The organism is Nocardia crassostreae (genome assembly GCF_001613405.1).
GTDB lineage: Bacteria > Actinomycetota > Actinomycetes > Mycobacteriales > Mycobacteriaceae > Nocardia > Nocardia crassostreae.
This window is the reverse complement of the sequence record NZ_BDCH01000036.1, coordinates 129646-155753: the sequence shown is the minus strand read 5'-3', so window position 1 is coordinate 155753 and position 26108 is coordinate 129646. Positions and strand designations below refer to the sequence as shown.

The window sequence follows — 26108 nt, the reverse complement described above, 5'->3', positions numbered from 1 at the left end:
GCGGGTCGTCGTCGTTGTGCCGCTTACTTGGTGCGCGCGGTCAGATCGTCGAGCAGGATCATGACCTCGCCCTGCGTCTTGACCACATCCACCAGCCGGGTCTTCAGCCCGAGCAGGCGCGCGTCCTTGATGTCCTCGCCGACAGCGTGCTCCACATGCTGCCAATCGCCGCCGACCGTCACCTTGCCGATGAGCAGTTCGTGCTCCTCGGCGGTATTGCCGAGCCGGGCGTACACCCGGATCGAGGCGTGCGGCGACCGCACCCACAGGTTCAGCGCCGCCAATTGCCCGGCAATGGAGAAGGTTTCGCCCGACTTGGCGACCAACTCCACCTCGAGATCATCGCTCGCCTGCCGGATCAGCAGCACCAGCGCCCGATGATCGCGCCCCGTCTCCCCGCTGGCGAACGCGGCGAGCTCCTTGCCCGGCGCCCCCTCCGCGAAGGTGGTGAGATGCGTCCGGTCGGCCCCGGCCCCCGCCACTTCCCAGTTGTCCTTGTTCTCGAAGTCGTCGAGGAGCACCTTCGACGATGCGTCCGACATCTTCGGCCATCCCTTCACCACGCGCTGTCCGGACCGATCCGGTTCGCCCGCAACCCTATAGGCTCGACCGCGTGGCGAGACTGCTGATCATTCATCACACGCCCTCACCGCATACGCAGGAAATGTTCGAGGCGGTGGTGTCGGGCGCGACGGATACGGAGATCGAGGGTGTCGAGGTGGTGCGGCCAGCACCATTGCCGCCGCACTCACCGAAGCGGTGCGAAACAGCCTGCGCCACGGCGCGGTTCCCGGCCGCGAGGTGCGCCGCACCGTCACGGCCACCGTCAGCGCGGGCAGCATTCGCATCGTGTTCGCCGACGACGGCGCGGGTTTCGACCTCGCCGCCGTCTCGGCCGACCGGCTCGGCATCTCGATGAGCATTCTCGGCCGCATGCGCCAATTGGCGGGCGGCTCCGGGTTCGTCGAATCCCAGCCCGACGAGGGCACCACCGTGACCTTGGTCTGGGGTGGCGATGGCCTTCGCTGACACCCGCACGGCGGACCTGGATTCCCGCTTCGGGCTGCGCGATCTGCTGGGCCTGCGCGGTCGCTCGGCCTGGTTGTTCCTGCTCATTCTCGAAGCGACCATCGCGCTCTACATGATCCCGTACTTCGGTCCCGCGCCGCAGTGGGCGGCCCTGCTCGGCATGGCCCTCATGCTGAGCGCCGCCGCGGTCGTGGTCGCCATGCCGGTGGATCCGCTGCCGCTGCCGGTGGCGCTGTTCGCGGCCGCGGCCGGGCCGGTCGCCACCGCCCTCATGGTGGTCACCGCCACGACCGAGCGGGCGCACCACTCGGTCTGGTCCGCCTTCGCGTCGTCCTACGTCTTCGCGGTCCTGGTGCTGCGCGGCCGGGTCCGCACCGCCTGGGCCGGTGTGCTCGCGGTCGCCGGAGTCCTGGTCGCGGCCGGGCTGGACGCCCAGATCGACTCCAGCGCCATGATCGGCTCGCTGGTCCCCATCGGCACCGTGGCCGCCATCTCCGTCTTCGCCGCGGTCATGCGCCCCATGCAGCGATCGCTGCGCATCCTGCGCGAGGACGCCATGCTGCGCGCCGCCGCCGAGGCCACCATGGCCGCCGCCGACAGCGAGCGCACCCGTCAGCTCGCGCGGCTGGACCGCGTCGCCCGCGACATTCTCGAGCGCATCGCCGACGGCGCCGAACTCTCCGCCGCCGAGCGCGAGGAATGCCGCCTGCTGGAAGCCGAACTCCGCGACGGCCTGCGCGCACCGCAACTGGTCACCGACGAACTCAGCGACGCCGCCCGCGGGGCCCGCTCGCGCGGTGTCGAAGTGGTGCTGCTGGACGACGGCGGCTTCGCCGGAGTCCCCGAATGGGTGCGCAAACGCGTCATCGACGCCGCCACCCGCGAACTCGACGCCACCAATACCGGTTCGGTGACCGTCCGCGTGCTCCCGCTGGGCCGCCGGGTCCTCGCCACCGTCCTCGCGCACGCCCCCGATCAGGACCGCCGCACCGAGATCGACACCGACGGCAAAGTCACCGTGATGGACTGAGCGGGCCGGTTCCCGTTGTGCCGCAGGGGCTTACCGAACCCCTCGGGCTCAGGGAGTGTCGCAGCGGCCCGCGCCGCCGCGCTTCATCTGATCGCGCAGCGCGCTCTGCACCGTGGTCGACAGCCAGGAGTTGAGCGACATGCCGCTCTGCGCGGCGGCTTCCTCGGCGCGGGATTTGATCTGCTCGACCAGGCGCAGGGTGACCCGGCTGATATCGCCGGTCATCTCCTCGAAACTGGGGTGTTCGTCGCCGGTGGCGGTCTTGCGGACGTCGATATGGGCGTCGGTGCCGTCGACGGAGACGTGCACCGTGCGGTCGCCGACCGCGGTGGTGACCTCGGTGGCCAGCTCCGACAGTGCGGCCAGCAGTACGAGGCGGGCCGAGTTCTCGGTGGCCGCGGCCAGGGCGGCGGCGGTGGCCTGGGTCTTCTCATCGCCCAGGGCGGCGGCGGCAATGAGGTTTTCGCGTAGCTGGTCGGTGTACTTGTTGAGATCCATGACACCAGTGTGATGTCATCGCTGACGTCATTCAAGGAAAGTTTTGGCGTCATAGTGGGGCGAGTGAGGCAAATCGCCGTCGGGCCAGCGGTGGTTCGGGTATAAGGATGTAAATCCCGTTCAGGTGACCGGGTAGCCTTGCTGTCTATGACGAACGGTGAATCGACGCGAATTGAGCTGCACGCGTCCGGCACAGTAGGTGTCGCGATGGTGACTCCCTTTACGGCCGAAGGCAAGCTCGATGTCGATGCCGACGTCGGACTGGCCGCCCGCCTGGTCGACGGCGGCGTCGACCTGCTCGCCATCTCGGGAACCACCGGAGAGTCCCCGACCACCACCGAGTCGGAGAAGTTCGATCTGCTGCACGCCGTGGTCGACGCCGTGGGCGACCGCGCCACCGTCATCGCGGGCGCGGGCACCTACGACACCGCCCACAGCATCGAGCTGGCGCGCAATGCGCAGCGCGCCGGGGCGCACGGGCTGCTCGTCGTCACCCCGTACTACTCGCGGCCCTCCCAGGACGGGCTGCTCGCGCACTTCACCGCCATCGCGGACGCCACCGATCTGCCGGTGACCCTCTACGACATTCCGCCGCGCTCGGTGGTGCCCATTGCCTCCGACACCATTCGCCGTCTCGCCGAGCATCCCAACATCGTCGCGGTCAAGGACGCCAAGGGCGATCTGAACGCGGGCGCCGAGCTCATTGCCGAGACCGGACTGGCCTTCTACTCCGGTGACGATGTGCTCAACCTGCCGTGGCTGTCGCTGGGCGCCACCGGATTCATCAGCGTCATCGGACATCTGGTGCCCGATCGGCTGCGTGCGCTGCGCGAGGCCTACCTGGCCGGTGACGTGGCGCGGGCCCGCGAGATCAATGTCAGCATGATCCCGCTCAACCGCGCCATGGCCCGCCTCGGCGGGGTCGCCATGACCAAGGGCGCGCTGCGCCTGCTCGGCGTGGAGGTGGGCGAGCCACGGTTGCCACAACTCATGCCGACGACAGAACAACTCGACGAGCTCGCCGTTGACCTGCGAGCAGCCGGGGTGCTTGCATGACCGGCCCCGTGGGACGTCGGCCGCGCCGTACCGCCAGCCGCGCCGCGGGTGCACCCGCTCCGGTGGCCGCACGCCCGGAACCGGTTGCCGCGCAGCCGGAACAGACCAAGCCGGAAGCCGCCGCGCCGCAGGAGACTGCCGCCGAGCAGGGCGGCCGGTCGGGCCGCGGCCGCAATGGTACCGCGGGCCGATCCAGATCGGCGCAGGCCCAGAGCGCGCAGACCGAGAACGTGACGGAAACCAAGGCCGCACAGCCGGAAGCCGCTCCGGCCAAGGCGCGGCAGGAGGACTCCGGCCCGGGCCGGTCCCGTCAGTCCGATCGCGGGCGTCGCCCCGGCGGCCGGTCCCGGCAGTCCGGGCGCTCGGACCGCGGTGATCAGGCGGAGACCGAATCGCGGCGCGATCCGCACGCCATGGGCACCCCGCCCAAGGCCCCCAAGGGCGGCCTGCGGGTGTTCGCGCTCGGCGGCATCGGCGAAATCGGCCGCAATATGACCGTTTTCGAGTACGGCGGCAAGCTGCTCATCATCGACTGCGGTGTGCTGTTCCCCGAGGGCCAGCAGCCGGGCGTGGATCTGATCCTGCCCGATTTCGGTCCCATCGAGGACCGGATGGATGACATCGAAGCCGTCGTCCTCACCCACGGGCACGAGGACCACATCGGCGCCGTGCCGTTCCTCCTGCGGCTCAAGCGTGATATCCCGGTCATCGGCGCGAAGTTCACCCTCGCGCTGGTCGCCGCCAAGTGCCGCGAACATCGCTTGCAGCCCAAGCTGATCGAGGTCGTGGAGGGGCAGCGCACCCAGCACGGACCGTTCGACTGCGAGTACTTCGCCGTCAACCACTCGATTCCGGATGCCATCGCGGTCGCGGTGCGCACCCCGGCCGGGTTGGCGCTGCACACCGGCGATATCAAGCTCGACCAGCTACCGCTGGACGGCCGCCTCACCGACCTGGCCGGGTTCTCCCGCCTCGGTGACGAGGGCGTGGACCTGTTCCTGGTGGACTCCACCAATGCCGAGGTGCCCGGGTTCGTGACCCCCGAGCGCGAGATCGGCCCGGTGCTCGACAATGTGATCGGCAAGGCCAAGGGCCGGGTCATCGTGGCCTCCTTCGCCTCCCACGTGCATCGCATCCAGCAGGTGGTGGAGGTGGCCCAGCGCTACGACCGCCGCATCTGCTTCGTCGGCCGGTCCATGGTCCGCAATATGCAGATCGCGCAGGATCTCGGCTATCTGGATGTGCCGGACGGTCTGGTGGTCGATCTGGATCAGGCCGCGAATCTGCCGGTGCACAAGCTGGTGCTCATCTCCACCGGCTCGCAGGGCGAACCGCTCTCGGCGCTCTCGCGCATGGCGCGCGGCGATCACCGCCAGATCAATATTCGCGCCGACGATCTCGTGGTGCTGGCCTCCTCGCTCATCCCCGGCAATGAGAAGGCCGTCTTCGCCGTGGTGAACGGCCTGGCCCGGCTCGGCGCCACCGTGGTCACCCAGCAGAACGCGAAAGTCCATGTCTCCGGCCATGCTTCGGCCGGTGAACTGCTCTACCTCTACAACGCGGTGCGCCCCACCAATGCCATGCCGGTGCACGGCGAATGGCGCCACCTGCGCGCCAATGGCGCCCTGGCCGTGGCCACCGGCGTCCCCGAGGAGCGAGTCGTGCTGGCGGAGAACGGCGTCGTGGTCGACCTGGTCGACGGCATCGCCACCATCACCGGCCGCATGCGCGTCGGCCAGGTCTACGTCGACGGCCTCTCGGTCGGCGATGTCGGCGAATCCACCCTGTCCGATCGCCTGGTCCTCGGCGAAGGCGGCTTCATCTCCATTACCGTCGCCGTCGACTCCACCACCGGCAAGGCCGTCAGCGCACCGGAAGTCCACGGTCGCGGCTTCTCCGACGATCCGGAAGCCCTGGTCGACGCCCAGGAACTCGTCGAAGCCGAACTTCGCCGCCTGGTGGGCGAGGGTGTCACCGACACCCACCGCATCGCCCAGGGCGTGCGCCGCGTCGTCGGCCGCTGGGTGGCGGAGAAGTACCGCCGCCGCCCGATGATCGTCCCCACCGTCATCGGGGTCTGACGACCCGAAACATCAAGGGCAGCAAGTAGAGAGCGCCCGGCAGCAAGAGCTGCCGGGCGCTCTCGCTGTTGAAGCCGGTCTTCACCGCGCCCTGTACGCAATCGGCCCCGGCAGCGTCCGCTGCCGGGGCCGGAAAAGCTCACGCGTGCCGACTACTCCTGGCAGGCGGCCGAATCGAGCTTGGCGGTCTTGACGATATTGCAGGCGAAGGCGTGGTCGACCTTCCATTCGTTGCCGTCGGCGACGAAGGAGACCGAGCCGTTCTCGACCGGGGTGCCGCCGATGGTGATCTTGGCGTCGGCCTTCAGCTTGCCGTCGACGGGCTCGCCGACGCCGATGATCTCGACGGTGACGTCGTTCTTCTTGGCGGCGTCGACCAGTTTGGCGACCAATTGCGGGTCCTGGCCCGCGTTTTCGATCCAGTCGACCTTGGTCTTGGCGTCGATGGCGGGGTCGAACGCCTTGGTGATCTTGTCGTTCAGTTCCTGCACCGTCGGCTTGGGCAGGTTGGCGACCGCGGAGGTGGACGGCGCGCCGGTGATCTCGCCGCCGTCCTCCACCCCGCCCTCGAACTTGGGGGCGTCGGTGGCGGCGGCCGAGGTGGTGGCGGCGGTATTGGTGGTGCTCTCACTGGAGCTGCACGAGGCCATGGCGAAGGCCGAGGCGGCGATCGCCAGGGCGGCGGTCGCGCGGAAGATGGTGTGCTTCAACGAAATTCTCCCCTACGAAAGGTGCGTACTCGACAATCAGAGGTCGTAACCGGTGGTGCGGTTCCAGTGGTAGACGTAGGCGTCGGACCGGTTCCGGTTCAGCGCCTCCGCCCGCGCGGCCGACTTCGAGTACGCCGCACCGTAGGTGTAGAGCCCGGCTCGGTTGGAGAATGCGATCATACCGCAGCCGTTGGCGAAGCTGGCGACGATCTTGCAGTCGGAGAACGGGCATTCGCTCAGCGCGGCGTTCTTGGCGTTCTCGCGGCTGGGGGCGTCCCAGGAATAGCCGACGTGACCCGTGGAGGGGGACAGCGAGACGGCCCCCCAATTGTCGACATAAGCATTGGCCGGAGCCGCGGTGCCCACCAACAGGGAACCGGCGACCGCGACCATCGCGGCGGCTCCGGTGACGATCTTCTTCAAGGTATTGCCCTTCTCAACTTATAGGGTCCACGACCCGATGGACCGAGTGATCAAGCTACCGACCCGAATTGGCTGACGCCAACCGCACCCGGCGGCCACCGGCATCCGGTGGACTCGTTCATGATCGAATCCGGTCCTTATCGCCGACCGTGCGGTTCGCTTAACGGATCGCACCGTGCGCAGCGCCCGGATGTCCGGTTCCGGGTCGGCGATCTCGCGCTGACCGCGGCCTTCCGGGCCGGATACGAACAACTTCCGGACCCGGCCGCGCGCGCCTTCCGGCTGCTGGCCGTCGCGGATCTGCCGGATCTGCCGCTCGCGGCCACCGCGGCGGTGCTCGACACCATCGAGCCGGTGGCCGAGGACCTGTGTGAGGAGCTCGTCGATCGCGGCATGCTCGAGACCATCGGGCGCGGGCGCTACCACTATCACGACCTCATGCGCCTGTTCGCCATCGGCCGCTCGGGCGCCGACGCCGAGGTGGATGTGACCACGCGGCTGCTGGACTACTACCTGGCCACCATGAAAACGGTGCTGCGCGTGCGTCATCCGGGCCTGCACCTGCCGCTGGCGCCCACGGCGAATCCGGGCACGCGACTGGCCGATCTGGACGCCACCCTGGAGTTCCTCACCGCGGAGCGGCGCAATCTGGTCGCGCTGTACCGGATGGCCGCCGCGGGTACGGCGCGGCATCGCGCGCTGGCCGCCGATCTCGCCCTGGCGGTGGGGGAGACCATGCTGGCCGGTGACGCGACCGTCGATCTCGATAAGGCCCTCGAGGAGCTGATCCGCGCCGCCGAGGGCGACGGCAATGCGGTCGCGGCCCGCCGCGCCCGGCTGGCGCTGGTCTTCGCCCTGGTCGTGGAATTCAGCGCCCCCGAACGCGCCGCCGCCCACGTGCAGCGGCTGACGGCCGATGCCGATCCGGAGAACGAACCCTGGGTCGCGGCCACCACCAGTGTTTTCGCGGGCATCCTCGCCCTCTACGACCAGGACCCGCACCGTGCCGCCTGGCATTTCGCCACCGGCCTGCACCTCTACCGATGCGGCGCCAGCCCCGAAGGCGTGCGCATCGCCTATTCCTTCCTGGCCCAGGCTTATTCGGCCGCCGGTCGCAATCGCGAGGCCCTGGCCGCCGCTGCCCGCGCCGTCGTGGGCGACAGCCACCGCGGCACCCTCCTCAATGCCATGTGGGCCCTCACCGAGGCCGCCGGCGTGCTCTCCAGCGAAGGCGAGGACGAACTCGGCGCCCGCCTCTTCGACGCCGCCCTGCACGCCGCCCGCCGTGCCGGCAGCACCCGCTTCGAATCCGCCGTCCACGCCCGCGCCGCCCAGAACCACCTGGCCGCCGGCCGCCTCCGCGAAGCCGCCGACCACGCCGAACGCGCCGAACGAACCCGCGCCGGCCACATCGGCCTGGTCGGCACGCACAACCTCCTCGTCCGCTACACCGCCCTCCGCCGCCTCGGCCGCAATGTCGACGCCGACGAATGCTACCGAGCCGCCCTCACCCAGATCCCCGACTTCGAATCCACCCTCACCCGCTGGACCGCCATGATCCCCCCAACCCCGACCCCCAACCGCGAACTCCCTCTAGCCGCAGCTCACTAACCCGCGCTCGCCCGCTCAGAGGAGGTTTGGGGGCTGCCCCCAAGCCCTTCTTTCTTTCGGGGGTTTCGGGGGCTTGCCCCCCCGTATTTCCTTATGCCGACCGGCGGTCGGCGTTGTCATCACCACATGTCTGAAATGCGTGGGTCGAGTGTTGCGGATGGTCCGCATGGGGCAGTTGCGGCTAGCCTGAGGTACATGGCAGGTAAGTCCCGCGGTACCGCAGCATCACGGTCGCGAGCGGGATCGGCGCGGGGGCAGGCTCCTGCACGGTCCGGATCGCGCACTCCACGCACGGCCGCGGGAGGGCGGGGCGCGGGCGCGGGACGTCGGGCCGGGACGGCGCGCAAGGCGCCCGCGCGGCGTCCGGCGCCGCGGCGGAAGTCGAATACCGCGCCGCTGGCCGTGGTGACCCGGACCGTGAGCAGCGGCTGGAACATGCTGGCGCGCGGGCTCGGGGCGAGCACGCGGGCGATCAGCCGGGCGGGGGATATCGAGCACGGGCATCGGCGCGACGGGATCGCGCTGGCCCTGGTGGCTTTCGCCTTCGTGATCGCGGCGGCGGTCTGGTTGTCGGCGGGCGGTCCGGTCGGGGGCTGGGTGGACACCGCCATTCGCGCGATCTCCGGATCCGCGTCGGCCGGGCTGCCTTTCGTGGCGGTGGCCATTGCCGTGATCCTCATGCGCACCGAGCCGGATCCGGAGATCCGCCCGCGCCTGGTGCTCGGCGGCCTGCTGGCCGGGCTGCCGATTCTGGGCCTGTGGCATCTGGCCGCGGGCGCGCCGACCGATGCGCACGGCCGCGCGCACGCCGCCGGATTCGTCGGTTATGTCATGGGCGGCCCGCTGCGCGACGGGCTGAGCGCCTGGCTGGCCGTGCCTTTGCTGCTGCTGGCCATCGTGTTCGGCATTCTGCTGCTCACCGGCACCAAGGTGCGCGAGGTCCCCGAGCGCATGCGTGAGATCTTCGGCACCGCCAGTGGCGGCGACGAGTACGAGAGCTACTCCGACGGCCTCTACGATCCGGCCAATTACGATGCCGACGGCTTCCCGCTGCACCGCCCCGAGGTGCGCCGCAAACGCGGCCGCAACCCCTCCGACAACTACCCGGCCGACGAGTTCCCGGATTCGGACGCGGCCACCGAAATCCTCGGCGAGCCGCCGCTGCAGGACGCCAAGGAAATCGCCAAGGAGCCGCCGAAACCCAAGCCGCGCAAGCCCGCTCCCAAGGTCGTCGACCAGACCCCGCCGCCGCCCGAACCGCAGCAACTCGAGTTCGTGGCCGACCGCGAGGTCGACGGCGACTATCAGCTACCCCCGCTGAGCCTGCTCACCGACGGCGATCCGCCCAAGAAGCGCAGCGCTGCCAATGAATCCATGATCGAGGCCATTACCGAGGTCCTCGTCCAGTTCAAGATCGACGCGGCGGTCACCGGTTTCGTGCGCGGCCCGACGGTCACCCGCTACGAGGTCGAGCTCGGCCCCGGCGTGAAGGTCGAGAAGATCACCGCCCTGGCCCGCAATATCGCCTACGCGGTGGCCACCGAGAACGTGCGCCTGCTCGCCCCCATCCCGGGCAAATCGGCCGTCGGCATCGAGGTCCCGAATGCCGACCGCGAATTGGTGCGCCTGGCCGACGTGCTGAGGGCCCCGTCGGTGCGCAACGACCACCATCCGCTGCTCATCGGCCTGGGCAAGAACATCGAGGGCGAGTTCGTCTGCGCCAATCTGGCCAAGATGCCGCACCTGCTGGTGGCCGGTTCCACCGGCTCCGGCAAGTCGAGTTTCGTGAATTCCATGCTGGTCTCGCTGCTGCAGCGCGCCACCCCCGATGAGGTCCGCATGATCCTCGTCGACCCCAAGATGGTGGAACTCACGCCCTACGAAGGCATTCCGCATCTCATCACCCCCATTATCACCCAGCCCAAGAAGGCCGCTGCCGCCCTGGCCTGGCTGGTGGAGGAGATGGAGCAGCGCTATCAGGACATGCAGGCCAACAAGGTCCGCCATATCGACGACTTCAACCGCAAGGTCAAGTCCGGCCAGATCACCGCACCGCTCGGCAGCGAACGCGTCTACCGCCCCTACCCCTACATCCTCGCTATCGTCGACGAGCTCGCCGACCTCATGATGACCGCTCCCCGCGATGTCGAGGACGCCATCGTCCGCATCACCCAGAAGGCCCGCGCCGCAGGCATTCACCTGGTCTTGGCCACCCAGCGCCCGTCCGTCGACGTCGTCACGGGCCTGATCAAGACCAATGTCCCCTCCCGCCTGGCGTTCGCGACCTCCTCGCTGACCGACTCCCGAGTCATCCTCGACCAGCCCGGCGCCGAGAAACTCATCGGCATGGGCGACGGCCTGTTCCTCCCGATGGGCGCGAACAAACCGACCCGCCTGCAAGGCGCCTTCATCTCCGACGAGGAAATCCACGGCGTAGTCGAATTCACCAAGGAACAAAAGGAACCCGACTACCAGGAGGGCGTCACCGCCGCGAAGGCAGGCGACAAGAAGGACATCGACGCCGACATAGGCGACGACCTCGACCTCCTCCTACAAGCCACCGAACTGGTAGTAACCTCCCAATTCGGCTCCACCTCCATGCTCCAACGCAAACTCCGCGTCGGCTTCGCCAAAGCAGGCCGCCTCATGGACCTCATGGAAACCCGAGGCGTAGTAGGCCCCAGCGAGGGCTCCAAAGCCCGAGACGTCCTCATCAAACCCGACGAACTAGACGCCCTCCTCTGGACCATCCGAGGCGGCGAACCCCCCACCCCCACCGACTGATCCGCGGAGCAGGTACTGGTGCTGGTCGCTTCTCGCGATTCGCCTGCACCAGTACCTGCTCTCGTGATGGGCACGGGGTGGGGGATGGGCTGTGGTTAGGCTGGTCGGGTGAGCGTCGGTCGGTTGCTGGAGGTCCGGGGCGCGTTTCAGGTGTCGGCCGAGCACGTCGTGCACGGTTCGCCCGGGCCGTTCCGGGGGCTCGGGGTGCGGCGGGTGTTCGGATTCGATGTCCTCGAGCCGGAACCGGTACAGCGCAGGAAGATTCCCGGCGGCACCGTGAAGATCGTGTTCGCGCTCGACGGGACCGTGAATGGGGTCAGCGCCGGGCCGTCGGCGCTGGTGATCGGGATGCACGATCGCGGCGGGATCGCTACGCATGCGGGCCGGATGTGCAGTGCGCAAGTGCAATTGGGCCCGATGGCCGCGCGCCGGATGCTCGGGATTCCATTGTCGGAGTTCCGCAACGACATCGTGAATCTGGAGGATCTGTTCGGCTCTTCGGCCCGCCGGTTCGTCGAGCGGCTGGCCGAGACGCCGGGATGGGACGAACGGTTCGCGCTCATCGCCGACTATCTCCGGAGTCGGTGCGCAGAAGACGATCTCGACCCGGTGGTCGCGGCCACCGTGGACCGCCTGCGTGCCACCCACGGTGCCGTGCCGATCACCGCCCTCGCCGCCGACTCCGGTTGGAGCCGCCGCCATTTGTCCCGCCGCTTTACCGACCAGATCGGGTTGTCACCGAAAACGTATGCGTCACTGACGCGTTTCTCCGCCGCTCTCGCATGGCTGACCGATGACCCGGACCCCGCACCCGATTACGGTTATCTCGCCGACCGGCTCGGCTACTTCGACCAGTCCCACCTCACTCGGGATTTCCAGCGATTCGCCGGTGCGCCCCCGGGCCGCCTGCTCCACCAGGCCATGTCCCATTCCTCCAATACAGCGTCTGGCCTGCGCCCATAGCCTTCTCGAATGCTCGCCACCCCGTCCCCCGTCCACATCGCCGCGATCGGCATAGCCATCCACGCGATCAATCACCTGATCGTCCCCCTGATCCCGCCGATCGGCTGGAACGTCGGCACCATCTACCACCTGATCAGCGCTCCGATCTACGCCGCCCTGATCCCCCCGATCCTGAACGGCCGCAACTGGGCCCGGATCACGATCACCGTTCTCCTGGCCTGCCAATTCGCAGGCCGCTTCGTAGTCTGGGCGCTGTTCCCCGAAACCGGCGCCCATCTCGCCCTCATCGCAGGCTGGACGATCTCGATCGTCGTACTCGCACTGCTGTGGATTCCGCGTTCGTCGCGCCGTCACTTCCGTTCCACGGAGTCGGCCGATAGTGGTATGCCCGGGAGGAATTGAACCTCCGACCTCTTCGTTCGTAGCAAAGCGCTCTGTCCTACTGAGCTACGGGCATTCGATCCCCGCACGGATGTCGCCATTGACATCTACTCGGCGCTGAGGTGCGCGGGGGAAGTTGGGAATATGTCGTCGTCTGGGTTGCGCGGTATCCGGGCGCCTGTTCGGGCGTCGGCATCGACGGCCAACTCGGCGGTGAGGTGCACCGGCTGGGCGGGTACTCGCGGAAATGAGAGGAGGGTCGCTCCGGGCGGTTGGCACGGGAGCGACCCTCTACAGGTCTGGAATGCTCGAGGCCCGTTAGAGGCGGCTCCGTACGCCGCGGCAGATGAGGCGGTTGCGATCGAATGAGGCCGAATACCGCGTCAACATGTTCACTGAGCCGCCTTTCCTGTGGGTCGGGTCGAGGGGGTGAGACCATGCTAGCGGCGGGGTTCTCCTGGCGTAAAACGATTTTCGACCAGGCCCGGAGGACCCCGGCGCGTGCCGGTGGCCCGATCACGCGGCGGCGAGCGCCGCGGTGATCTTGCCGACCATGGCCGCCACCACGGGCGTGGTCTCGCCCTGCTGCGGCTGCGCGGCCGCCTCGACGGCGACGAGCACGGTCTTGCGGAAGTTCTCCGACTCCGCCGGATCCTGCTGTGCGAGCAGGTTCACGGCCGCGGTCAAGGCGGGCAGCACCCGGTCGGCGAGCTCGGCGACGGACTTGCCCTTCAGGTCGATGTCATTGGTCTTGGCGGCGAGCACGTGCCCGACCGGACCGGTCGCCGACATCAGGGCGATGGAGCCGTTCGAGATGTTCTTGTGCGGTGCGCCGGTCGCGGCGATGAGGGCGACGGCGCCGTAGGCGGCGGTGCGGACGGTGCTCTTGTCCTGGGCGGTCAGGGTGATGGACATGGTGTGTACTCCTGCGATTCCGTTCCGGTCTCGACCGGTCCGGTCGAGCGATATACACACTGTCGCCGTCCGCGCTGACAGCGCCCTGACAGCGCGCTGACGCCGCCGCGGACAGGTATCAGCCGTCCGTATCACCGGTTTCGGCCGTCGTGCCGGTGGCGTCGACCTGGCGCCAATGCTGCGCCGAGCGGGCCAGATCGTCGGAGACATGGTGCAGGAATCGGCTCATCTTCTCGAGCCGGGCGCCCGCCGGGGTGGCGGCGCCCAGTCGTTGCGCACTCGTCCGGCAGGCGGCGGCGATCCGGGTATTGATGCGGGCGCTGGCCATGATGGATTGGAACCAGACATCGTCGTCCACGACATAGCGATCCACGCGCCGGTGCGGGTCGCGTTCACGCTTGATGATCTCGATCGCCTCCAGATAGCCGACGGCTTTGGAAACGGAGGCGGGGCTGACGCGTAACCGGCGCACGAGTTCTGCGGAGGTGAGGCTGCCGCTGTCGGTGGTGAGCAGCGCGGCGAGCACGCGGGCCATCATGCGGGGGAGCCCGGTTTGCACGAACAGCTCCGTATTGTGCGCCGCCACCCCGTGCACGAGCCGCGGATCGCGCCCGCCCAGCTCGGCCCTGCCCGGCCTCGGACGCGGCTCTGTCGTGGTGCGCTGCACAGTATTTCGCATGCTCGCCCGGTGAGCTCGATCGGCGTGGTAGTCACCCGGCCCGCCATTGCGGACGACCTCGCGGGTCACGGTCGAGGTGGGCCGCCCGATACGGCGGCCGATCGCGGCGTAGGTCAGCCCCTCGCGCAGCCCCGCGGCGATACGCCGCCGATCCTGCTGGGTCAACCGTTCTCCAGGCATCCGCATCTCCACTTTCTCGCAGCCGGAACAGCTTGTGCAACAAGAGCATTGCATTAGCGCGCAGCATCACGCAACGATATTCGCCTATTTATCAGCAGGTTTGGTCGTTGCTTCAGTAGAAGTTGATTGATGGCATCGTGGATGCAACGTAGTTCTTGTCGTGTCGGAAGAGTTCAGAGCAAAGGAACCGATATGACCCATACCGATATTCAGCAAGCCCTCGACTGGGCGGTGGCCGAAGGCGGCATCCCCGGAATCGTCGCCCACGTCCGGAATGGCGACGACACCTGGTTCGGCGCCGTGGGCGTGGCCGATCTGAAGACCGGCGTCCCACGCCGACCCGGTGAACATGCTCAGATCGGCAGCGGCGGCAAGGCGTGCATCGCCGCCGTGCTCCTGAGCCTCGAGGCCGAGGACAGACTCGACATCGACGATCCGGTGAACAAGTGGCTGCCCGGCGTCCTGGATGTCAATGGCTACGACGGCGACAAGATCACCATCCGCCATCTGCTCAGCAATACCGCGGGCCTGTTCGCCACCGGCTTGGCCCCCGAACTGACCAACCGTTACGCCACCCGCGCCGCCTTCGTCGAGCATCATGCCGACGAGTTCACCACCGCGGATCTCTTCGCTCTCACGGTCTCCCAGCCGCCTGTCGCCGCCCCCGGCGAACGCTTCGTCTACGCCAACGGCGGCTTCTACGTAGCCGAAGCCATGATCGAAAAGATCACCGGCAACACCTTCGCCGAGGAGGTGGAACAGCGGGTCTTCCGCCCCCTGGGCCTGGCCGACACCTACGTGCGCGCCCCCGAGGACGTCGGCTACCGCGACCCCCACCCCCGCGCCTACGCCGAACAGTTCTTCAAGGACGGCGTCGACACCGCCGCCATCACCTCCGAGAACTGGGAAGCCGCCCTGGAAGATCCGGGCCTGGACCCCCTCGACGTCACCGAGTTCAACACCTCCTGGACCCCGGCAATATCGTCTCCACCACCGGCGACATGATCCGCCTGGTCGGCGCCCTGGCCAACGGCACCCTCCTGCCCTTGGCTCAGCACCATGAAATGTGGACCACCGTCCCCACGGCAGGCGCCAACTGGCTACCCCACACCCGATACGGCCTGGGCCTCTTCGAATTCGACAAACCAGCCCGCACCGGCCAACCCCTCCGCGGCGTGGGCGGCAGCTACTGGGGCACCATGTTCTTCACGGTCACCACCGCCGACGGCGCCCACACCATCTCCGTCCACACCAACACCGAATTCCGATCCTGGGAAGTACTCAGCAGAATCTACGAAGCCGGTTTCGGCGTCGACCTCAGCGTGTAGCCGCACCCACGGTCCGATCGCCGAGTTCGGCGGGATGGCGGTCGAACCACGGCTGAGCGGTTTCGATTTCGGCAGCCAGTTGTAGGAGCAGGTATTCGCTGCCGGGAGGTCCTACGAACTGGGTGCCGAGCGGGAGGTCGGTGGCGGTCCAGTGGGTGGGGACGGTCATGGCGGGGCGGCCGGTGATATTGGCCAGCTGGGTGAAGGGGACCGCGGCGAGGTTGGCGGTGACGAGGTCGACGTAGAAATCGGTGCGCGACAGCAGCTTTCCCGCACCGATCCGGAGCAGGGGAGGGAGCAGGGTCGATGCGATGGCCGGGGTGCGGTGCTGTCCTATGCGGAGTGGGGGTTCGGCGAGGGTGGGGGTGAGAAGGAGGTCGTAGGTGGTGTGGAAATCGGCGAGGGCCCGGGTGTGGAGGTTCCAGCGGGCATGGGCCGCAATGAGTTCGGGAGCGGCCACGGCGCGGCCGACCGTGGCGAGGACCTGGGTGTCGATATCGAAATCCGTTGTGGGAGAGCCACTCACCGCGCAGGCGTGGGCCAGTTCGGCCGCGGCGGCGGCGCTCCATACGGTCATGAAGTCGAGGGCCATCTGCTTGCCGTCGATGGCCGGGGCCGCGGGTTCGACGATGTGGCCCAGCGATTCCAGGAGGCGGGCGGCATTCTCGACCGCGCGCACGGCTCCGGGGTCCACCGGGGTGCCCATGGGGGATTCGTGAGTGAAGCCGATACGTAGTCGACGCGGCGGCTCGGTGACGGCGTCGAGGAAGGGGCGGTCGGGACGGGCGACCGCGTACGGGGCGCCGGGATCCGGTGGGCTCAGGATGTCGAGCATCAGGGCGGTGTCTCGAACACTTTGGGAGACAACGCCTTCCGTGACCGCGCCGAAGAGCGAGTCCCCGTACAGCGGGCCGCTCGAGATGAGACCTCGGCCCGCCTTGAGGCCGAACAGTCCCGTGCTGCCCGCCGGGATGCGAATCGAGCCGCCGCCGTCGCTGGCCCCCGCCACGGGCACGATGCCCGCGGCGACCGCCGCCGCCGAACCGCCCGAGGAGCCGCCCGGCGTGCGATCGGTATCCCATGGATTGCGGGTGGCGCCGAAGGCTCGGGTCTCGGTAATGGCCTTGCTGCCGAATTCCGGGGTCGTGGTCTTGCCGAATATCACCAATCCGGCTGCCAGCCAACGGTCCACGGCAATGCTGTTGCGTTGCGCGGGCACCGTGCGCAGCGGTCCGGTGCCCGCGGAGGTCGGGTATCCGGCGAAGTCCTGCACGAGATCCTTGAGCAGGAACGGCACGCCCGCGAGCGGACCGTCGCCGGGCTGACGCGCGAGCTTCTCGCCGACCTCGGTCATCAGCAGGCTCACCGCATTGAGCACCGGATCGACCGCACCGCATCGCGCGAGGGCCAGCGCGAGCAGCTCGCTCGGGTCCACCTGCTTGTCCGCCACCAGCGCGGCCAATCCCACCGCATCGTGGGCGCGGTACTCGTCGAATCTCATGGTCGTCTCCTCAATCCTGGACCGCACCCAGAATAGCCGTACCGGTCGGGTACGTAACCACTCGGTTCGGTAAAATTTCCGCATGAGCCGACCGGATAAAGTCTGTGCGGTGAGCGAACGGGCGGCGGTGAGCGAGAAGAAGGTCGACGGCCGCGCGCTGCGTTTTCAACATCGCCGTCCCGAACTCCTCGCAGCCGCCACCGAATACATCCTCGACAACGGCACCCACGATCTGGCCCTGCGCCCCGTCGCGCAGGCCCTCGGCGTCAGCCACGCCACCCTGATCAGGCACTTCGCCACTAAAGAGGCCCTCCTCAACGAAGTCCTCGAGCACATTCGCACCGACTTCGAACAACGCCTCCTCGCCGAGGCCACCCGCCGCGGCGATTCCCCCGCCGACCTCCTGCGCGCCGCCTGGCAACACCTCTGCCGCCCCCGCGAACAACGCCAATTCCTCATCCTGTTCGAACTGGTCGCCACCACCGCCCGCACCCCCGACCACCCCGCCGCCCGCCTGGTCACCGACTGGCTCACCGTCATCGAGCGCGAACTCGTCCGCTTCGACTGGCCCCCCGAAACTGTCTCCCGCACAGCGACTTTCATCCTCGCCCAGGTCCGTGGCCTGCAACTCGACCTGCTCACCACCGGCGACCGCCACCGTGTGGAGGAAGCCTTCGAGGCGACGATCGACTTTCTCCTGGCCGGGTAGCCCGCCGCACCCCGCCGCCGGTTCTGATCGTTTCGGTTAGGGTGGCGAAGGTGGCTACCGTATCCGCGTTGACATGTTATCCGATCAAGGGCTGCGCGGGCGGTCCGCTCACGGCAGCCCGGATTCTGCCGACCGGCGTGGCCGACGACCGGGCATTCATGTTCGTCCGGCCCGACGGGTTGTTCCGTACGCAGCGCAGCACGCCGCGCCTGTCGGTCATTCGGCCGGAGTTGGCCGAGGACGGTCAGAAGCTCATGTTGTCGGCGAACGAATTCGATTCCACCACAATCGATGTGCTGGGGTAGGGGCCGCGGCTGACGGTGTCGGTGCATGGTGTGTGGGAGGGCGGCGCGGTCGATCAGGGCGATGAGGCCGCCAGGTGGGCGAGCGATCTGCTCGGCGAAGACGTTCGCCTCGTGCGTATTCCGCCGGATCATCACCGCTCCATCGACGACCGGCACGGGGATATCACCTTCACCGATTCGACGCCGCTGCACCTGACTTCGGTGTCCTCGCTCGACGACCTCAATGCCAGAATTCTGGAGAAGGGCGCGAATCCCGTTCCGATTGAGCGATTCCGGCCCAATATTGTCATGACCGGCTGGCCGATTCCCTACCACGAGGACGGCATTCGAGATTTCACCCTCGGCACCGCCCGCCTGCGCTGGGTCAAACCCGATGTGCGCTGCAATGTCACCATGGTGGATCAGCCGACCGGTGTCCGCTCCGGCCCGGAACCGCTACGCACCCTGGCCGATTACCGCCACGACCCCGAGGGTGGCGTCACCTTCGGCATCAAGGTCGCGGTGACCACACCGGGCGCCATCACCGTCGGCGACGAGATCACCGTGCACTGACGACGAGATCACCGTGCACTGACATCGAACCGGCGAGTGCGCCGGTTCGGCTGTTCGACGCCGAGGTCGTCGGCGGCATCGCGTCGCGGACGTTGACATACCTGCCGGTTCGAAATACCGTCAGTATTCGAATACTGGCGGTATCCAACAAGGAGGTTGGGCGGCATGCGGGAACCGCGCATTGTGATCATCGGGGCTGGGGTTTCCGGTATTGCCAGTGCTATTACCTTGCAGCGCAACGGGTTCCATGACTTCGTGATCCTGGAGAAGGGGTCCGACGTCGGTGGGGTGTGGCATTGGAACCGCTACCCGGGCCTGACCTGTGATGTGCCGTCGCAGCTGTATCAGTTCGGGTTCGCGCCGAAACCGGACTGGTCGCATGTGTTCGCGCCGGGGCCGGAGATCCAGCAGTATCTGGCCGATGTGGTGGACCGGTTCGGGCTGCGGCCGCACCTCCGCGTGAATGCCGAGGTGGTGGCCGCCGAATTCACCGGCGGCGGCTGGCGGGTGCGGACCGGCGACGGCACGGTGTACGAGGCCGACTTCGTCATCGCGGTCACCGGCGTGCTGCATCATCCGGCCACGCCCGATATCCCCGGCCTGGACGAATTCGACGGTCGGGTGCTGCACACCGCGCGCTGGGACGACGACGCGGTCACCGACGGCCGCCGGATCGCCGTGATCGGCACCGGATCGACCGGCGTGCAGGTGGTTTCGGCGCTACAGCCGAAGGCGGAGCGGATCACCCATTTCGTGCGCAGCCCGCAGTGGGTCATCTGGGCGCCCATGTGGCTGCCGCAGCCGGGTGCGGTCGGCGCGGTGCTGGATCGGCTGCCGCGGCTCAATCGGGCGCTCTACCAGGCAAGTATGGCCGGGGCGAAGCTGTTCACCGATGTCGTCACCCGGCCCAGCTGGCGGCGGCGCGCGGTACAGGAATACGCCCGGCTGAGCCTGCGCGCCCAGGTGCGCGATGCGGATATGCGCGCCCGGCTCACCCCCGACTATCAGCCGCTGTGCAAGCGACAGGTGTTGTCCGGCAGCTACTATCGCGCCCTGCGCGCCCGCAATGCCGAACTGGTCACCACCGGCATCGAGGCCGTGACCCCGACCGGAATCCGCACCACCGACGGCCGCCATCACGAGGTCGACCTGATCGTGTTCGCCACCGGCTTCCAGGCGCACAACTACATGCGCCCGATGAATCTGACCGGCCGCGACGGTATTTCGATCGACGATGCCTGGGCGAAAGGCCCGCGTGCCTACCGTATGACCGCCATCCCGGGTTTCCCCAACCTGTTCACCGTGCTGGGCCCCAACTCGCCCACCGGCTCCATCCCGCTGCATCACGCCGCGGAGGTCACCGCCCGTTACAGCACCGCGTGGATCACCCGCTGGCGCGCAGGCGAATTCGACACCGTCGAGGTCACCGAGGCCGCCACCGACCGCTTCGAGAACGACGTCGCCGAGGCCCTGACCCCGACCGTCTGGAACACCGGCTGCAACTCCTGGTACTTCACCGAGGGCGGCAGCATCGACCTGCTTCCCTTCGACCGCCGCACCATGGAGGACATGCTCGCCGACCCCGACGACCGCGATTTCCATCTGCGCGTCGTGGGATAGTCTTTCGCCTGTCGAATTTTCTCGTCCATTTCGGTTTTGTTTTCTTCCCGTCGAACGGAAGGACGGTCCCGAATGAGATCAGCGAAATGCAGCAGCGGCGCGGCCCTGGCCGCATTACTGACGGCGACCGCGGTCGCGGTGAGCGCGTGCGGCGGCTCGGACAAGGATTCGGACCCCGAGACGACACCGTCACCCACCGCGAGCGCGACGAGTACCACCGGGGCGGTCGCGCCGCCCGCGAATCCTTCACGGCCCGTTCCGCCCGGGCAAACCACCCCTAAAGTGCAGCCACCCGCCTCGATCAAGCCGTCCCCGACCGCCGAACCAAAGGCCGGTGAGGCGTGCCCATATGACGCCACGACCTTGGGCCAATGGCAGTGGACGGGCGCGAAATGGGTCTGCGTACCCGTGGTCGCGCCCGGAGGTACCGAACAGCCGGGCGGCGGTATGGGTGGCGGACAGCCCGATGGCGGCGGTATGGGTGGCGGGCAACCCGACGACGGAGGCGTGGGCGGCGGCCAGCCCGAGTAGCCACGACTGTGGCGTTGTATTCTGACCGATGCAAAGTAGAAGGGCAGGCTTACCTACCCAATTTTCGCCGTACGGTGAAGGACGGAACGAGGTGGTGTGGGCGTGTCTCTCGCTCTGTCTTCCCCCACGGTGGCGACGCAGCTGGTCGGCAGTGGTCTGATCGGTCTCCGGGAGGGCCTGGAAACCGGGATCGTGGTCATGATCCTGGCGGCCTTCCTGGTGAAATCCGATAATCGCGCGGGCCTGAAATGGCTGTGGCTGGGCGTCGGGGTCGCGGTGGCCATGGTGTTCGCGGTGTTCGCGGGCATTCACTACGGCACCTCGACCATCAGCGGGCTCGCCGCCGAAGCCGTGGCCGGGATCGCTTCGCTCGTCGCGGTGTGCATCGTGACCGGCATGGTGCTGTGGATGCGCGGTGCGGCCTCGCACATTTCGGCCGATTTGAAGCGCGGGATGGCAGGGGCCCTGGAAATGGGCGGTCTCGCGGTGGCGGCGCTGTCGTTCCTGGCGGTGGGCCGTGAGGGCCTGGAGACCGCATTGCTCATGGTCGGTTACGCGGAGAACACCTCGGGCAGCAGCTGGCCGTTGATCGGGTTGCTGCTGGGCATTCTGGCGGCGGTGGCCGTGACGATCGCGCTGTACTACGGCGCGGTCCGCATCGATCTGTCGAAATTCTTCACCTATACCGGCGCGATCCTGGTGGTCGTCGCCGCGGGCATCCTGGCCTACGGCGTGCGCGCATTGCAGACCGTCGGCTGGCTCTGGGGCCGGGCCGACCTGGCCTTCGACTTCAGCGCCTACTATGACCAATCCTCTTGGTACGGAACGACCTTGGGCGGCCTGTTCAATATCCGCCCCGATCCGACGGTGCTGCAGGTGATCGCCTGGACGGTCTATCTGGCCGTGGTGCTGACGCTGTTCCTGCGCCCCCGCCGCCCGGCGGCCGTCAATTCTCCCGCCGTCGCGGCGGATCAGTCTCCGGCATCGTGATCGCCGGTAGGTGAAAGGAAATACAGTGAATCCGAACTGGTCGCGCCGGGCGTTCGCCGCCGTGGGTCTGCTGGCGTCGGTGCCCATGGTCCTGACGGCCTGCACGGCCAAGTCCGAGTCCGGCGTCGGCGATATCGCGGTGACCTCGACCGATTCCGTCTGCGAGCTCGGCTCGGACAAGGTGTCGACGGGCACGGTGACCTTCAATGTCGCCAACAACGGCTCCAAGGTCACCGAGTTCTACGTCTTCGGCAAGAACAATCGGGTGCTGGGCGAGGTCGAGAACATCGGTCCGGGCGTCACCGGCAAACTGGTCGTCGAGATCACCGAGCCCGGCACCTACGAGACCGCCTGCAAACCGGGCATGGTGGGCAATGGCATTCGCCAGAACCTCGAGGTCACCGGCGAGAACAAGGCCAAGACCGATGTCCCCGCCGATGTGGAGCAGGCCAAGGCGCGCTACCTGGATTACGTGCGCGGTCAGCTCGACGGCCTGGTCGCACAGACCACCACCTTCACCGCCGCCGTCAAATCCGGTGACCTGGCCGCCGCTCGCGCCCAGTTCGGTCTGACCCGCACCTTCTGGGAGCGCGTCGAACCGGTCGCCGAATCCTTCGCCGACCTCGATCCGGCCGTGGACATGCGCTGGGACGACACCGAGGACGGCAAGCAGGAATTCACCGGATTCCATCGCCTCGAGCGTTACCTGTGGCCGCCGCAGCAGAGTCAGATCGGCGAGAAGGGTGACAACATCACCCAGTCCGATTTCGACAATGCCAAGACCGCCGACACCAAGGAAGCCATTGCCGCCACCGCCGACCGCCTGCTGGCCGATGTGACCACGCTGCGCGACGAGGTGGCCAAGCCGGACTTCGCCTTCGAGACCCAGTCCTTCGTGAAGGGCCCGCAGGCGCTGGTCGACGAGATCGCCGCGACCAAGGTCGGCGGTGAGGAGGACCGCTACTCGCGCACCGATCTGTGAGACTTCGCCGCCAATATCGACGGTTCGGAAACCCTCATCGCCGAACTGCAGCCCATGATCGGCGCCAAGGACGCGGCGCTCATGGACAAGATCACCGCCCAGTTCCAGGCGGTGCGCGACGGCATCAACCAGTTCCGCAGCGGCGACGGCTTCGCCTCCTACGACACCGTCACCGCGCAGCAGCGGAAAGACCTGTCGGACAAGATCGATGCGCTGTCCGCGAGCCTGAGCCTGGTCCCCGACCTGGTTCTCGGCCAGTAGACACATCCCGGATAGAAGGACCCGTCATGACCGACGAACCCGCAGCCGTCGCCGATAGCCCGCGACCACGCAGAATGTCTCGCCGCGCCCTGCTGGGCGGCGCGGCCGTGGGTGCCGGAGTCGTGGCGGGCGCCGCCGCCAGCGCCACCTTCGTCGATGCGGCGCAGAGCCGTGAGACCACCCCCGACCGCATCGTGCCCTTCCGCGGCGCCAGGCAGGCGGGCATCACCACCGCCGTGCAGGACCGGCTGCATTTCGCGTCCTTCGATGTCATCACCAACTCTCGCGCCGAGCTCATGGACCTGCTGCAGCGCTGGACGTTGGCCGCGGAGCGCATGACGCGTGGGCAGGAGACCGTCGAGGGCGGCGCCGTCGGCCGCGGCAAACTGCTGCCGCCGCCGGATACCGGTGAGGCGCTGGGGCTTTCGCCAGCCTCGCTGACCCTGACCATCGGCTTCGGTCCGGGCCTGTTCGGTCCCAGCGCCGCCGCGCCCGCCCAGGGCGACCGGTTCGGGCTGGCCAAATATCGCCCGGCCGGGCTGGAGGAGCTGCCCGCCTTCGCCAAGGACGCCATCGAGGGCTCCCGCAGCTACGGCGATATCTGTGTGCAGGCCTGCGCCGACGATCCGCAGGTCGCGGTGCACGCCATTCGCAATCTGGCCCGCATGGGCTTCGGCGTGGTCAGCGTGCGCTGGTCGCAGCTGGGTTTCGGCCGCACCTCCAGCACCACCCGCGGCCAGCAGACGCCGCGGAACATGTTCGGGTTCAAGGACGGCACCCGCAATCTGACCGCCGATCAGACCGACCTGCTGGACAAGTGGGTGTGGGTCGCGCCCGAGGACAATCCGGCCGAGGCCCAATGGCTCACCGGCTGCAGCTATCTCGTGGCCCGCCGGATCCGGATGGATATCGAGCCCTGGGACCGCGCCTCGCTCTCGGAACAGGAAACGATCATCGGGCGCACCAAGGGCGAGGGCGCGCCACTGGGGCAGAGCAAGGAATTCGACGAGCCCGACTTCCGGATCACCTCCGGCGGCACCCCGGTCATCGATACCACCGCCCACGTCCGCCTCGCCCACCCCGACAATCTCGACGGCGTGCAATTGCTGCGCCGCGGGTACAACTTCACCGACGGCTTCGACGGTTTCGGCCATCTCGACGCGGGATTGTTCTTCCTCGCCTACTGCCGCAATGCACACAAGCAGTTCGTTCCCATGCAGCGCGCCCTGGCCGCCACCGACGCCATGATGGAGTACATCGTCCACACTGGAACCGCCCTCTACGCCTGCCCGCCCGGGCTCGGCGACGGCGAATGATGGGGTCAGCGCCTGTTCGAGTCCTGACCGGTTAACACCCTGCCGTGAGCTCGGCGGTGATTCGTCTGTGACGGTCGTGCCGTCGAAACGTGTCACCATCTCGAACTGCTATCTCAGAGCAATCGACAGGAGTGTGGAACGGTGACGACGGTGGACGGCAAGCGGGGGCCCGCGATCGGGCAGATGGCGGTGATCCACCGGACCTTCCGGCGGGAGTTCGCGACCGCGCCCGCGCTGGTGCGGGCCTTGCAGCCGGGCGACAGCGCCCGTATCGAGCTGGTGACCGAGCATCTGCGCAATGTGCTGGACGGGTTGCACATTCACCACACCGGCGAGGACGAGATCCTGTGGCCGCTGCTGGAGCAGCGCGCGCCGGAGGAGGCCGCGCGGGTGAAGCTGATGGTCGACCAGCACGAGCGGGTCGATCAGCTGGTCGGGCAGCTGACCGCGCTGCTGCCGCAGCTGGCCGCCGACCCGGCCGCCTATCGCGAGGACACCGCGGCCAAGCTGGAGGAGCTGGGCGCCGAACTCGAGACGCACATGACCGACGAGGAGGCGGACCTGCTGCCGCTGGTCGCCCGCCATGTCACGGCCGAGGAATGGGCGCAGCTCGGCAAGCACGGCCTGGCCCGCACCGATAAGAGCCGCCGCCTGCTCACATTGAGCAACATCCTCGACACCGCCACCCCCGAAGAACGGCAGCTGTTCCTGGCCGAACTGCCCGCACCGGTCAAGGTGATGTGGAAGCTGTTCGGCAAACGGCAACTGGCCCGGGCCCGTACGAGCCTGTACGGCGTCGCGGCCTGATCGGACCGCGCAACCCCGCCATCGTCTCGGTCGCAGCGCCTACTATCGAAGGCACGCACTCGAATCGGGGGATGACGGCGCCATGCCCGTATCGCGCCGAGCAGGTCATATCGCTCCTCCCGCGGCACTGCGCGCGGCGGGGGTGAGCGACTGCTGCATCGGGGTCGACCGGACAGTGTCCACGCCGCTGCTGGTGCCGCCCCATCCCTCGGTGCTGCTGTGCCTGCTGCTCGGCGACTATCCCGATATTCCAGCAGCTTTCGTCTCCGGCGTCGGCTGTGCCCACCATATCCCGGCGGCGCCGCACGACCGCATGTCCTGGCTGGGTGTACGGGTGGCTCCGCTCACGGCCTACCGGGTCCTGGATATGCCGCTGCGCGAGGTGGACCACGAATACATCGATCTCACCGACATATTCGGCGCGCAAGGCCGTCGCCTGACCGAACGCGTCCGCGAGGCCGGGGATCTCACCGGCTGCGCGTCGATCATGCATCGATTCCTGTTGTCCCGCATGGATATCGGCCACGAACCCGCCGCCGAGGTGCGCTACGTCCTGGAGCAGCTGCGCGCGACCGGAGGCCGCGCGCGCATCGGCGAGCTCGCGGCGGAGATCGGCTGGACCAACCAGCATCTGGTGCGCCGCTTCAACCAGCAGGTCGGGCGTCCCCCGAAAACCTTCGCCCGCCTGGTGCGGCTGCGTGCCGCGGCGGCGCTGGCGCGCGGCGGGAGCCGCGACTGGAGCCGGATCGCCGCCCGCGCGGGCTATGCCGATCAGGCGCACATGTGCCGGGACGTCCGCGAATTCGCCGGTACGACACCGGCGCGACTGTTCGGCCGTCCGGCCCCGTGCGCCTGTATGGGGTGAA

Annotated in this window: 26 protein-coding genes, 1 tRNA gene and 2 pseudogenes; 21 read left to right on the top strand and 8 right to left on the bottom strand. The window is 68.0% G+C overall.

What is annotated here, in order from left to right; all coding sequences use genetic code 11:
* Window positions 1-23 precede the first annotated feature (23 nt).
* Complete coding sequence (locus tag NC4_RS33165) at window positions 24-542, bottom strand: hypothetical protein (RefSeq protein ID WP_157555375.1); 519 nt, start codon at window positions 540-542, stop codon at window positions 24-26.
* A gap of 71 nt (window positions 543-613) precedes the next feature.
* Here NC4_RS33165 and NC4_RS39590 point away from each other — a divergent pair.
* From NC4_RS39590 to NC4_RS33155, 3 genes and pseudogenes are all read left to right on the top strand, one after another.
* Window positions 614-727, top strand: a pseudogene (locus NC4_RS39590) (flavodoxin family protein); the annotation flags it as partial.
* Window positions 728-759: 32 nt separating this feature from the next.
* Entirely contained in the window at window positions 760-1029 is a 270-nt protein-coding gene (locus NC4_RS33160) for an ATP-binding protein (RefSeq protein ID WP_067546528.1), read from the top strand.
* Window positions 1016-2059, top strand: coding sequence for a DUF8320 family protein (locus NC4_RS33155; RefSeq protein WP_067546525.1), 1044 nt, complete (start codon window positions 1016-1018; stop codon window positions 2057-2059). Before NC4_RS33160 ends, NC4_RS33155 begins: the two co-directional genes overlap by 14 nt.
* A 48-nt stretch (window positions 2060-2107) precedes the next feature.
* Here NC4_RS33155 and NC4_RS33150 read toward each other — a convergent pair whose 3' ends face one another.
* The gene (locus tag NC4_RS33150; RefSeq protein ID WP_067546522.1) at window positions 2108-2557 is read right to left on the bottom strand and encodes a hypothetical protein; all 450 of its coding nucleotides are present in this window, start codon (window positions 2555-2557) and stop codon (window positions 2108-2110) included.
* A 147-nt stretch (window positions 2558-2704) separates the two neighbouring features.
* On the opposite strand from NC4_RS33150, the gene dapA reads away from it, so the two are divergent.
* Both dapA and NC4_RS33140 read left to right on the top strand, forming a co-directional pair.
* Complete coding sequence (dapA, locus tag NC4_RS33145) at window positions 2705-3613, top strand: 4-hydroxy-tetrahydrodipicolinate synthase (RefSeq protein ID WP_067546519.1); 909 nt, start codon at window positions 2705-2707, stop codon at window positions 3611-3613.
* Window positions 3610-5694 (top strand): ribonuclease J, encoded by a 2085-nt coding sequence (locus NC4_RS33140; RefSeq protein WP_067546516.1) that lies wholly within the window; start codon window positions 3610-3612, stop codon window positions 5692-5694. The genes dapA and NC4_RS33140 overlap by 4 nt, the downstream gene beginning before the upstream one ends.
* Before the next feature lie 152 nt (window positions 5695-5846).
* Here the strand turns inward: NC4_RS33140 and NC4_RS33135 are convergent, their stop codons facing one another.
* Together NC4_RS33135 and NC4_RS33130 are read right to left on the bottom strand one after the other, a co-directional pair.
* Window positions 5847-6404, bottom strand: a complete 558-nt coding sequence (locus tag NC4_RS33135) for a WKL family lipoprotein (protein ID WP_067546513.1) — start codon at window positions 6402-6404, stop codon at window positions 5847-5849.
* A 36-nt stretch (window positions 6405-6440) separates the two neighbouring features.
* Window positions 6441-6827, bottom strand: coding sequence for a DUF4189 domain-containing protein (locus tag NC4_RS33130; protein WP_084530005.1), 387 nt, complete (start codon window positions 6825-6827; stop codon window positions 6441-6443).
* Window positions 6828-6947: 120 nt separating this feature from the next.
* Here NC4_RS33130 and NC4_RS33125 point away from each other — a divergent pair, with 120 nt between their 5' ends.
* From NC4_RS33125 to NC4_RS39585, 4 genes are all read left to right on the top strand, one after another.
* Window positions 6948-8438: a hypothetical protein gene (locus NC4_RS33125; protein ID WP_157555374.1), complete on the top strand. Its 1491-nt coding sequence runs from the start codon at window positions 6948-6950 to the stop codon at window positions 8436-8438.
* Between the two features lie 195 nt (window positions 8439-8633).
* On the top strand, window positions 8634-11222 hold the full coding sequence (locus tag NC4_RS33120; RefSeq protein ID WP_067546507.1) for a DNA translocase FtsK: 2589 nt from the start codon (window positions 8634-8636) through the stop codon (window positions 11220-11222).
* A 108-nt stretch (window positions 11223-11330) separates the two neighbouring features.
* Window positions 11331-12185 carry a helix-turn-helix domain-containing protein gene (locus NC4_RS33115; protein WP_157555373.1) on the top strand — a complete coding sequence of 285 codons (855 nt, stop codon included), beginning with the start codon at window positions 11331-11333 and terminating at the stop codon, window positions 12183-12185.
* Window positions 12186-12194: 9 nt separating this feature from the next.
* Window positions 12195-12587, top strand: a complete 393-nt coding sequence (locus NC4_RS39585; RefSeq protein WP_084530004.1) for a hypothetical protein — start codon at window positions 12195-12197, stop codon at window positions 12585-12587.
* On the opposite strand, the gene NC4_RS33110 is transcribed toward NC4_RS39585, so the two are convergent.
* The 3 genes from NC4_RS33110 to NC4_RS33100 form a co-directional block, all read right to left on the bottom strand.
* Window positions 12566-12642, bottom strand: a tRNA-Arg gene (locus NC4_RS33110). The two genes, NC4_RS39585 and NC4_RS33110, sit on opposite strands and share 22 nt — an antisense overlap.
* 440 nt (window positions 12643-13082) lie before the next feature.
* Entirely contained in the window at window positions 13083-13481 is a 399-nt protein-coding gene (locus NC4_RS33105; RefSeq protein WP_067546501.1) for a hypothetical protein, read from the bottom strand.
* 118 nt (window positions 13482-13599) lie between these two features.
* Window positions 13600-14340 carry a GbsR/MarR family transcriptional regulator gene (locus NC4_RS33100; protein ID WP_067546655.1) on the bottom strand — a complete coding sequence of 247 codons (741 nt, stop codon included), beginning with the start codon at window positions 14338-14340 and terminating at the stop codon, window positions 13600-13602.
* Between the two features lie 192 nt (window positions 14341-14532).
* Between NC4_RS33100 and NC4_RS33095 the strand changes: the two genes are divergently transcribed.
* Together NC4_RS33095 and NC4_RS44240 are read left to right on the top strand one after the other, a co-directional pair.
* On the top strand, window positions 14533-15345 hold the full coding sequence (locus tag NC4_RS33095; protein WP_218021365.1) for a serine hydrolase domain-containing protein: 813 nt from the start codon (window positions 14533-14535) through the stop codon (window positions 15343-15345).
* The gene (locus NC4_RS44240) at window positions 15342-15668 is read left to right on the top strand and encodes a hypothetical protein (RefSeq protein ID WP_369690812.1); all 327 of its coding nucleotides are present in this window, start codon (window positions 15342-15344) and stop codon (window positions 15666-15668) included. Before NC4_RS33095 ends, NC4_RS44240 begins: the two co-directional genes overlap by 4 nt.
* On the opposite strand, the gene NC4_RS33090 is transcribed toward NC4_RS44240, so the two are convergent.
* Window positions 15658-17169 carry an amidase gene (locus NC4_RS33090; protein WP_067546498.1) on the bottom strand — a complete coding sequence of 504 codons (1512 nt, stop codon included), beginning with the start codon at window positions 17167-17169 and terminating at the stop codon, window positions 15658-15660. The two genes, NC4_RS44240 and NC4_RS33090, sit on opposite strands and share 11 nt — an antisense overlap.
* Window positions 17170-17251: 82 nt before the next feature.
* Between NC4_RS33090 and NC4_RS33085 the strand changes: the two genes are divergently transcribed.
* From NC4_RS33085 to NC4_RS33050, 10 genes and pseudogenes are all read left to right on the top strand, one after another.
* Window positions 17252-17878 carry a TetR/AcrR family transcriptional regulator gene (locus tag NC4_RS33085; protein ID WP_067546495.1) on the top strand — a complete coding sequence of 209 codons (627 nt, stop codon included), beginning with the start codon at window positions 17252-17254 and terminating at the stop codon, window positions 17876-17878.
* A gap of 50 nt (window positions 17879-17928) precedes the next feature.
* Window positions 17929-18183 carry an MOSC N-terminal beta barrel domain-containing protein gene (locus NC4_RS41945; protein ID WP_218021364.1) on the top strand — a complete coding sequence of 85 codons (255 nt, stop codon included), beginning with the start codon at window positions 17929-17931 and terminating at the stop codon, window positions 18181-18183.
* Between the two features lie 15 nt (window positions 18184-18198).
* Window positions 18199-18735 carry an MOSC domain-containing protein gene (locus tag NC4_RS33080; protein ID WP_218021363.1) on the top strand — a complete coding sequence of 179 codons (537 nt, stop codon included), beginning with the start codon at window positions 18199-18201 and terminating at the stop codon, window positions 18733-18735.
* 165 nt (window positions 18736-18900) lie between these two features.
* Window positions 18901-20355: a flavin-containing monooxygenase gene (locus tag NC4_RS33075; RefSeq protein WP_067546492.1), complete on the top strand. Its 1455-nt coding sequence runs from the start codon at window positions 18901-18903 to the stop codon at window positions 20353-20355.
* A 72-nt stretch (window positions 20356-20427) separates the two neighbouring features.
* Window positions 20428-20886 carry a hypothetical protein gene (locus NC4_RS40705; RefSeq protein ID WP_157555372.1) on the top strand — a complete coding sequence of 153 codons (459 nt, stop codon included), beginning with the start codon at window positions 20428-20430 and terminating at the stop codon, window positions 20884-20886.
* Between the two features lie 96 nt (window positions 20887-20982).
* Window positions 20983-21876, top strand: a complete 894-nt coding sequence (gene efeU / locus NC4_RS33070; protein WP_067546489.1) for an iron uptake transporter permease EfeU — start codon at window positions 20983-20985, stop codon at window positions 21874-21876.
* Window positions 21877-21961: 85 nt separating this feature from the next.
* Window positions 21962-23119: pseudogene (gene efeO, locus NC4_RS33065) on the top strand (iron uptake system protein EfeO).
* Between the two features lie 26 nt (window positions 23120-23145).
* A complete protein-coding gene (gene efeB / locus NC4_RS33060) occupies window positions 23146-24435 on the top strand; it encodes an iron uptake transporter deferrochelatase/peroxidase subunit (protein WP_067546486.1) in 1290 nt (429 codons plus the stop codon).
* Between the two features lie 141 nt (window positions 24436-24576).
* On the top strand, window positions 24577-25242 hold the full coding sequence (locus NC4_RS33055) for a hemerythrin domain-containing protein (protein ID WP_084530003.1): 666 nt from the start codon (window positions 24577-24579) through the stop codon (window positions 25240-25242).
* A gap of 82 nt (window positions 25243-25324) precedes the next feature.
* Window positions 25325-26107: a helix-turn-helix domain-containing protein gene (locus tag NC4_RS33050; RefSeq protein WP_084530002.1), complete on the top strand. Its 783-nt coding sequence runs from the start codon at window positions 25325-25327 to the stop codon at window positions 26105-26107.
* Window position 26108 lies beyond the last annotated feature (1 nt).

Coding starts and splice junctions, on each gene's coding strand:
- NC4_RS33165 (WP_157555375.1), bottom strand. CDS start 542: ATGTCGGACGCATCGTCGAAGGTGCTCCTCGACGACTTCGAGAACAAG.
- NC4_RS33155 (WP_067546525.1), top strand. CDS start 1,016: ATGGCCTTCGCTGACACCCGCACGGCGGACCTGGATTCCCGCTTCGGG.
- NC4_RS33150 (WP_067546522.1), bottom strand. CDS start 2,557: ATGGATCTCAACAAGTACACCGACCAGCTACGCGAAAACCTCATTGCC.
- dapA (WP_067546519.1), top strand. CDS start 2,705: ATGACGAACGGTGAATCGACGCGAATTGAGCTGCACGCGTCCGGCACA.
- NC4_RS33140 (WP_067546516.1), top strand. CDS start 3,610: ATGACCGGCCCCGTGGGACGTCGGCCGCGCCGTACCGCCAGCCGCGCC.
- NC4_RS33125 (WP_157555374.1), top strand. CDS start 6,948: ATGATCGAATCCGGTCCTTATCGCCGACCGTGCGGTTCGCTTAACGGA.
- NC4_RS33120 (WP_067546507.1), top strand. CDS start 8,634: ATGGCAGGTAAGTCCCGCGGTACCGCAGCATCACGGTCGCGAGCGGGA.
- NC4_RS39585 (WP_084530004.1), top strand. CDS start 12,195: ATGCTCGCCACCCCGTCCCCCGTCCACATCGCCGCGATCGGCATAGCC.
- NC4_RS33105 (WP_067546501.1), bottom strand. CDS start 13,481: ATGTCCATCACCCTGACCGCCCAGGACAAGAGCACCGTCCGCACCGCC.
- NC4_RS33100 (WP_067546655.1), bottom strand. CDS start 14,340: ATGCCTGGAGAACGGTTGACCCAGCAGGATCGGCGGCGTATCGCCGCG.
- NC4_RS33095 (WP_218021365.1), top strand. CDS start 14,533: ATGACCCATACCGATATTCAGCAAGCCCTCGACTGGGCGGTGGCCGAA.
- NC4_RS44240 (WP_369690812.1), top strand. CDS start 15,342: ATGATCCGCCTGGTCGGCGCCCTGGCCAACGGCACCCTCCTGCCCTTG.
- NC4_RS33090 (WP_067546498.1), bottom strand. CDS start 17,169: ATGAGATTCGACGAGTACCGCGCCCACGATGCGGTGGGATTGGCCGCG.
- NC4_RS33085 (WP_067546495.1), top strand. CDS start 17,252: ATGAGCCGACCGGATAAAGTCTGTGCGGTGAGCGAACGGGCGGCGGTG.
- NC4_RS33075 (WP_067546492.1), top strand. CDS start 18,901: ATGCGGGAACCGCGCATTGTGATCATCGGGGCTGGGGTTTCCGGTATT.
- NC4_RS40705 (WP_157555372.1), top strand. CDS start 20,428: ATGAGATCAGCGAAATGCAGCAGCGGCGCGGCCCTGGCCGCATTACTG.
- efeB (WP_067546486.1), top strand. CDS start 23,146: ATGACCGACGAACCCGCAGCCGTCGCCGATAGCCCGCGACCACGCAGA.
- NC4_RS33050 (WP_084530002.1), top strand. CDS start 25,325: ATGCCCGTATCGCGCCGAGCAGGTCATATCGCTCCTCCCGCGGCACTG.